Origin of the sequence: Bradyrhizobium sp. 2TAF36 (genome assembly GCF_052114925.1) — a bacterium.
GTDB classification, from domain to species: Bacteria; Pseudomonadota; Alphaproteobacteria; order Rhizobiales; family Xanthobacteraceae; genus Bradyrhizobium; species Bradyrhizobium barranii.
Window position 1 is genome coordinate 1 of record NZ_JBFRFR010000173.1, and the last position, 6,551, is coordinate 6,551.

At 58.8% G+C, this 6,551-nt stretch carries 7 protein-coding genes; 2 read left to right on the forward strand and 5 right to left on the reverse strand.

Going from position 1 to position 6,551, the window contains the following annotated elements; all coding sequences use genetic code 11:
* Nucleotides 1-74: 74 nt before the first annotated feature.
* Nucleotides 75-479 carry a hypothetical protein gene (locus AB4Z51_RS43740; RefSeq protein WP_441499657.1) on the reverse strand — a complete coding sequence of 135 codons (405 nt, stop codon included), beginning with the start codon at nucleotides 477-479 and terminating at the stop codon, nucleotides 75-77.
* A 265-nt stretch (nucleotides 480-744) separates the two neighbouring features.
* Complete coding sequence (locus AB4Z51_RS43745) at nucleotides 745-1,077, reverse strand: hypothetical protein (protein WP_167768347.1); 333 nt, start codon at nucleotides 1,075-1,077, stop codon at nucleotides 745-747.
* Between the two features lie 3,440 nt (nucleotides 1,078-4,517).
* On the opposite strand from AB4Z51_RS43745, the gene AB4Z51_RS43750 reads away from it, so the two are divergent.
* Nucleotides 4,518-4,757: a hypothetical protein gene (locus AB4Z51_RS43750; RefSeq protein WP_441499658.1), complete on the forward strand. Its 240-nt coding sequence runs from the start codon at nucleotides 4,518-4,520 to the stop codon at nucleotides 4,755-4,757.
* 87 nt (nucleotides 4,758-4,844) lie between these two features.
* Here the strand turns inward: AB4Z51_RS43750 and AB4Z51_RS43755 are convergent, their stop codons facing one another.
* From AB4Z51_RS43755 to AB4Z51_RS43765, 3 genes are all read right to left on the reverse strand, one after another.
* A complete protein-coding gene (locus AB4Z51_RS43755; RefSeq protein WP_135217252.1) occupies nucleotides 4,845-5,102 on the reverse strand; it encodes a hypothetical protein in 258 nt (85 codons plus the stop codon).
* 378 nt (nucleotides 5,103-5,480) lie between these two features.
* A complete protein-coding gene (locus AB4Z51_RS43760; RefSeq protein ID WP_135217251.1) occupies nucleotides 5,481-5,792 on the reverse strand; it encodes an H-NS histone family protein in 312 nt (103 codons plus the stop codon).
* A 189-nt stretch (nucleotides 5,793-5,981) separates the two neighbouring features.
* Nucleotides 5,982-6,278, reverse strand: a complete 297-nt coding sequence (locus AB4Z51_RS43765; protein ID WP_135217250.1) for a hypothetical protein — start codon at nucleotides 6,276-6,278, stop codon at nucleotides 5,982-5,984.
* Between the two features lie 54 nt (nucleotides 6,279-6,332).
* On the opposite strand from AB4Z51_RS43765, the gene AB4Z51_RS43770 reads away from it, so the two are divergent.
* Nucleotides 6,333-6,551 (forward strand): hypothetical protein (locus tag AB4Z51_RS43770; RefSeq protein WP_441499659.1); only part of this gene is annotated, 219 nt, incomplete at its 3' end.

A 6,551-nucleotide genomic window follows, 5' to 3' on the forward strand; every position in this document is an offset into this window, starting at 1 on the left:
CCGGCGGGAGTTGACTTGAAGGTTTAGCGACCGGGCTCCGATCGCAGGTGAGATCCTGATAACGGAGTTAGACTTCACCGTGGCAGGCGCTGTTCAGCCGCGCCAGCGTGCGACAGACGGCCCTTATTTGCCCTTCCCTTCGCGTCGATTTTCAGCCGCGCTGGGTGGCGGCCCGCTTCCATGGCGCGATAAAAACGCTGGAATCTCCGGTTTTGTCGCGGTGGAATATCCTGCCCGTCGGCCTCCATGAAAAAGCCCGGCGCGGGGCCGGGCTTTTCGTTGATTGGCCAGCGCCCGCAAGCCGGGCGATCAGAATGACACTCGCTCAAGAACCGCCTGCATTGGGTCAGTGGGCGATTGGGGCGAATGACATTCGCAAATGATGTTCTGAAATCCGCCTCTGCCAATAAGGTTGAGGCTTCCGCCTTCCCTGAATATCCCCGCTGCCCGATCAAAAGATAGTTGGCTGATTTGAACATCAGCAGACAGGTCGTATCCATTCTGACTATAGCTGCCGAAAAGCATGAAATCGCTGTTGCCACCAAACAGCTTACCGTTGGCTAGTGTTATTAAACCCAAAATAGTCTCGCCATCCGATTTCGAGAAGCGAGCTTTGTAAAAGCCATCTAGCACGCGTACCTCCCCCCGCATTTTTATTGTGGTAGCGATATGGTGGCCAAACCCGGAACGCGCAAGCTAGTGGCCTGTTCCTCATCTGCGGGTGGCCCATCTCAGCCAGTACCCCTAATGAGACACCGTCCCCATTATCCGCGGCGCTAGGTTGGTGGCCGCCACTCTGTGCCGCTCCATGCGCGCGAGCTGGTCGATATCGTGATGATGATAATGCGCGCGCCTGTTTTCCACATCCCCGACCGGCAGTAGCCCGCGCGCGTTCTGAGCCACCACTAATCGACAATTTGACTCTGGCTTGCGCCGCGTTTCGATGGCGACATGCCCCGCCCTGCCCGCCGCCATACGCCCACACACACCGACGGCCGGCCGGTCAAGATCACCTTCGGCGAGATGCGAGAGATGGGCGTGCGCGACATCCTGGTCTATGGCCATTGTGGTCATCATGTCGCTCTGGACGCTGACCTTTGGCCTGACCGCGTAAGGCTCTCCGATCTCGAGCCGCGGTTCGTCTGTCGCGGTTGCGGTAGTCGCGGCGCCGAGGTTCGGCCAGACTTCGACCGAGGCAACCCGCAGCTCGCAATCATGGGGTACCGAAACACGCAATGACCAAGGGTTGGGGGCGGCCGTTCGAGGAGCCAATCGAGGTCGGCGGCCGCAAGCTGGTGACGTTACTCGATGCGACCAAGGCAAAGAGCTGATGGTGATCGCTACTGAGGAAGTTACCAAGGTCTGGTTCGATGAAAACGATCCAGAGGGCGTGGCCTTCGAGTACGATGTGGTGGGCTTGCCAGCCTCAACCCTGTGACGCGTGGTCCAATGGGAAAAACCGCAGCGTGGTTCCAGCCCCCACTGCGGCATTCCCGGATAACTACAAATTGGTTGGTACTCAAATCTCGCCGGTGTTCTCTCAGTAGAACACCCCGTTCCGAAAATGGAGTCCGGAGAACTACCGGAGTCCGCTGTTTTATCCATTGTCGTTAAGGGGCGAACATGGCACGGACTTGCCTTCCAGCCCCGATGCTCCCGGCTGCCGGTCCAATTGCGGATTAGAGCGCCGGGAGTGCTAGGCCCGCCAGCGTGAACCGGCGGGCCTTGTCAGCGCCGCCGAGTTCGCTCAATTTCGCGGGTCGCCCAGGTCGCAAAGATCATCGCGAACCGGAAGCGAGCACGACCGACATTCGTGTCAAATCTGAAGCTGTGGGCGGCCGTGCTCGGCGCGCTGTTCGTGATCGTGTTGATCTGGCTGGCTCTCGATGTCGCTGGCCGGTCCGCCGCGCTCTGACGGCGACTAGATTGCGATCGGAGGGGCGCTGGTGGTGACCGGCTGCAAGTAGCAAGCTTTTCCACACCGCGATGCACGGTAGCTCGCGCGCGTTCCCGGCTGGCGCCTTCCAGATTTCAACAACTGCTCAAATCTCATGTGAGATCTGACGCAGGCGCTTGAGGAGCCGCCAGACTTGCGTCCAGGACCATCTGCCTCGCCCGGTTGGCGTAGGAACGCGGGTCTCGTTGAGTTTCTTTGCAAGCGCCCCCAAGGACGTGGCACCGGACTTCTGGAGAGCTTTGATAACCGGGGCTAGTTCGGCTGCCCGCGCGTTCGCGCGGGCCTCCTGAACCGTTCTGGGTGTCGCTCGCTTCAAATGGCTACTCAGTCCTGTCGCTTGGCATGTGGTGTCTACTAGCCATTTGTACGACAATCGGCTCGCCACCTGGGCGGGCCACTCTGGCAGTCGTGGGAAAGTACCGCAATAGAGAGGCCCATCAACGTGAACTGGCGGTCAGCGCTTCGCTGCGTTGCCAGCTAATTCCATCGCGAGATCTAGGGCTGCGATTCCAATTTGGTCGGTCGGACGAGATCGACAGCGCTGGTCCATCCAAGCAATTATCGCTGTAAAATCACCGCCTCCGACGATTTCTCTATCGCCGCTAACATTCAGGCCACTGATGAAACCTACAACCCAGGATTCGAAAGCGCCCTTTACTACCGCATTCTTGGTTCTGTTCGTCCAAGYCGAGCACGACTGCGAGCCGGCACCCACGATGGTGGCCCCGGCGCGGAGCGGATTGGTTGGCAGTATTAGCAAGGCGACGACCGCCAACACCCTCATCATCAAAACCGGTAAGCTGGATGTAGAAGACCAGCCTACCGATCAAGATCGCTCTTGTCAGCCGCAGTGAGACACCCTCGCCCTGTCCGCCGCCACACGCCTACCTATGCCGACGGCCCGCCGGTCAAGATCACCATGGCCGAGATGCGCGAAATCGGAGTGCGCGGCGTCCTGGTGTATTGCGCCGACTACCGATGCAGCCACAGCGTTGCCCTGACCACTGGCCCGATGAGGTGCGCGTGTCCGACATCGAGCCGCGCTTCGTATGCAAATCCTGCGGACAGCGCGGCGCAGATGTCCGGCCGGACTTCAATTGGGAGGGGCCGCCCGTCGCGGCCATGGGATATCGATAGCGGGGCAGTGACGGCCCCGGCCGAGGGTCAGGTGGGTGGCCGGGGCCGTTTGGAGGCTTGGACCGGAGGCCAAGCGACTGCGAGATTGCTCACAGCTCGGAGCGCCGTTCTGTTCGTTTCCGCACATTGGCGATACCGTTCCCCACAGGAACAGCAAACATTGCGCAGCGAATGACCGAACGAGGCTGGGGGCGGCCTTTCGAGGAGCCGAAAGGTAGACGGCCGCAAGCTGGTCACGTTGCGCGATCCCGGCGAGTACATCATCGCGCTAGCGCAATGCTCTCTCGCGCGCCGCAGTCAGATCTGCCTTTATCTGCGCAGCATTTGTCGGCTCTCGAATTGGGGGTGGCTCATTGAGGTCCCGCGCCCATGGCGCGCCTGATCGAACCGTTGATGTCGCTGGATCAGAAGTCGCGCAAGCAGAGACGAGTGGACCAACAACGGCCACCAACAGCGCCTGCCATATCGTCGCCTGGATGCCCACGGCTCACCTAACGGAGATCCACCCGAACCGGCCGTCAAATCATGGTTCATGATTGGTTAATTTTCGGGAAACAGCCCGCCAGCGCGAAATCACGGACGCGCTGCAGCCACCGCCGCAACTGTTCCAAGGCAAGCGACGTTTAAAAAATCCGGCCGACCTTGCGAGCCGGCGGGAAGTTTGGACTGTAGATTACGATCGGTGTCGCCAATCTCGATTAGGTCGCGCCAGCAAAGCGCTCGTTCTGCAACGACCGCTTATTTCTTCAAACACAAGCCCACCGTCGGCGAGGTCCCGCACTTCGGGCCGTCCGCCGCTCCCCCGGTTGGGCAGAACACGGACACCAGCGTTTCGTTGCTGTCGCAATTGACCGCGCCATCAGCCTGTACCGCGCGGATATTGATCGACGCTGGGTCGCCCTTCGGGCCCTGCGGTCCTTGCGCGCCGGCCGGCCCCTGGGGACCTGGCACGCCCTGAATTCCTTGCGCGCCCTGTGGGCCAGCTGGGCCTTGCGGTCCTGGATCTCTGCCACACGCTGCAACTGCAAGAGCAGCAGTCATTGCGACTACCGTGATCATTTTGTGCATTGCAATCCTCCCAATGGAGCCAACCATTAAACTGGTCGCCTGAGAGAGCCGCAATAGAGCAATAGAGAAGGCCCGCCGGCTTGACCGGCGGGCCTTGAATGGCTGGCGTCTTGGCAGGGCCTTACAGGCGCGTTACGACTGTTGTTATGCTGGAAGAGACCGATGCCGAGCTTCGGTTGAAGCAAATCCTTAAGGCGAATCCGGATCGGTTGAGCCGATTTCGGGCGGCCAGCGTTGCCTTTGCTATCGTGCCCGGTTCGAATTAGGCGATCGTATTCCAGCTATGGTTCAACGCCCGACATGCCGAATTTGAGCGCGATAACCCTGTCCCCTAATCCCTTCGCGTCGATTGTCAGTGGCGCTGGAGGTGGGTAGCGGGTGCGTCCGTTGCCGCGATAAATCCGCCGGAAACGCCGAGTTTGTCGCGGCCGAAACACGCAATGACGAAGGGGCTAAATCAATAAAATGCTCTTTCGAAGAGAGCGAAGGCGATCAGTGCCAGCGGCAAAAGGTCAAGCACAACTACCTTTGCGCACTGTTGCTGGTGCGATGCAAGCTCCAGGATATCCTGCTTGAACCGGTGGCGTTTCATTGAACTCTTAGGGAAGCCAACGTTCGACGGGTAACAGTACATCATCGTGGAGGGCCGCAGAACACGAGCGTTCGCAGTGGCGTAAGCAAATTAGGCGCGTGCCGCGAACCGACGGATTGGCTGTGACGGTAGCTGCCCTCTATCCGCAGGGCTCGAAAGCGTTTCCAACCCGGCTTCTATGACCGCAATATCCTGCTCGACCTGCGCAATGGACCACCGACAGTCGAAACCTGTCCTGGCCTTCAGGTCGACGGCAAGTCGCCGGCGATGCATCCTTAGCTCCTCGAGCGACTGGCGGTCCTTAAGTCTCGCGTAGCCGTCAACAATCAACTCAATCGCACTCGACACAACGCTACCCCTCAATCAAATTTCGGATTTGCAATACGGATAGGCTAGCGAGGAACGGAATAGGCGTAAATCGACAAATGGACAGAGCGACAGCCCCATATGATTTCAGGGAGCTGGTTTAATTGTGATTTGAAATCTTTCTTTTATTGAGCCAATGATTAACCGATTTTTTATTGTGACTTTTGGGGTAAGTATGAGTAGTTTAATTTCTGCTTGGGCCCTCGCCCAAAGATCCCGACACATCGCCCGACAGATTGATGAACTGCGCGAGCTTAAAAGACGGGTGCGCGAAGCCGAAGCAAGGATGATATGGGTCGCGAATCCGCGCAGATGCGGACGGCGTCGAAAGCGGCGCGACTTCCGATCTTGCGCGTCTTATCAGCTTCTGACCCGCTCCACCTGAATCCTGAAATCGTCTAGTGCTCGTCCGGCGCTCAACTGCGCAACCAGCCATCGTGGCTGCTTTCCGCGGCCTGCCCAAGTTTCGTAGGGATAGTCGGAATTTCGATACTGGGGCAAGACTGATGGGTACGGCCGACGGTTCGAATTCGAACCGTGCAACCTGTTCAGGCGATCTTCCAACCACAGTTTCTGGCGTTCGATTTTTTGATGAAGAGCTTGCGAAATCATAGTGTGGAGATTCCTCAACTCTTCAATATTCAGCAGCTCAAAACGCTCGGCATAGCGCATGGGTAACCACCCCCGTGATATCGGCCTGCCCCAGGCTCATAATAGTTATTCCACATTATGACGGGATTTACCTACATTTAAAGTTCCATTATTCGGACTTTTAATTCCGCAGTGCACCCAGATACGAGAGCGCGCCGGCGCGAACCGGCGGGCCTGAGACATTCAACTTCGGACCGCGGCCCTCGCGCCTCAGCCGCCCTCGCGCAGTCCCTGCTCAATCATTTTCAAACGTTTTCTGAGAGCGCGATCTATGGCGCGGGCTTCTCTTGGCGCAATTCTACCGGTCGTCATATCGGACAGCATCCTGCCCTGAAACGTCGCGATCTGGTCTAACGTCATCTGCTCGATTTGAGCAATCCGCGCCTCAACATCGGCATTTGCTTCCGCCCTGTTGCGCATGCGCTCGCTCCCTTGATGAGTCGCGATTTTGATTTTGGACCCCGGCGGCGCCGAAGCAAATGCCAGCACCGCCGGAATTGTGGACAAGCTACCGCTTCAACCGACGGGCGTGCGCCGCCGGCCGCGGCCGTTGCTTTTCCCGTGCGACAGCCAGCCCTCAATTGCCCTTCCCTTCGCGTCGATTTTCAGCCGCGCTGGGTGGCGGCCCGCTTCCATGGCGCGATAAAAACGCTGGAATCTCCGGTTTTGTCGCGGCGGAATATCCTGCCCGTCGGCCTCCATGAAAAAGCCCGGCGCGAGGCCGGGCTTATGGTTCTATGGCAGCGTTCTGTGGTGGCGCCGCTACTGCGCCATTTCCTT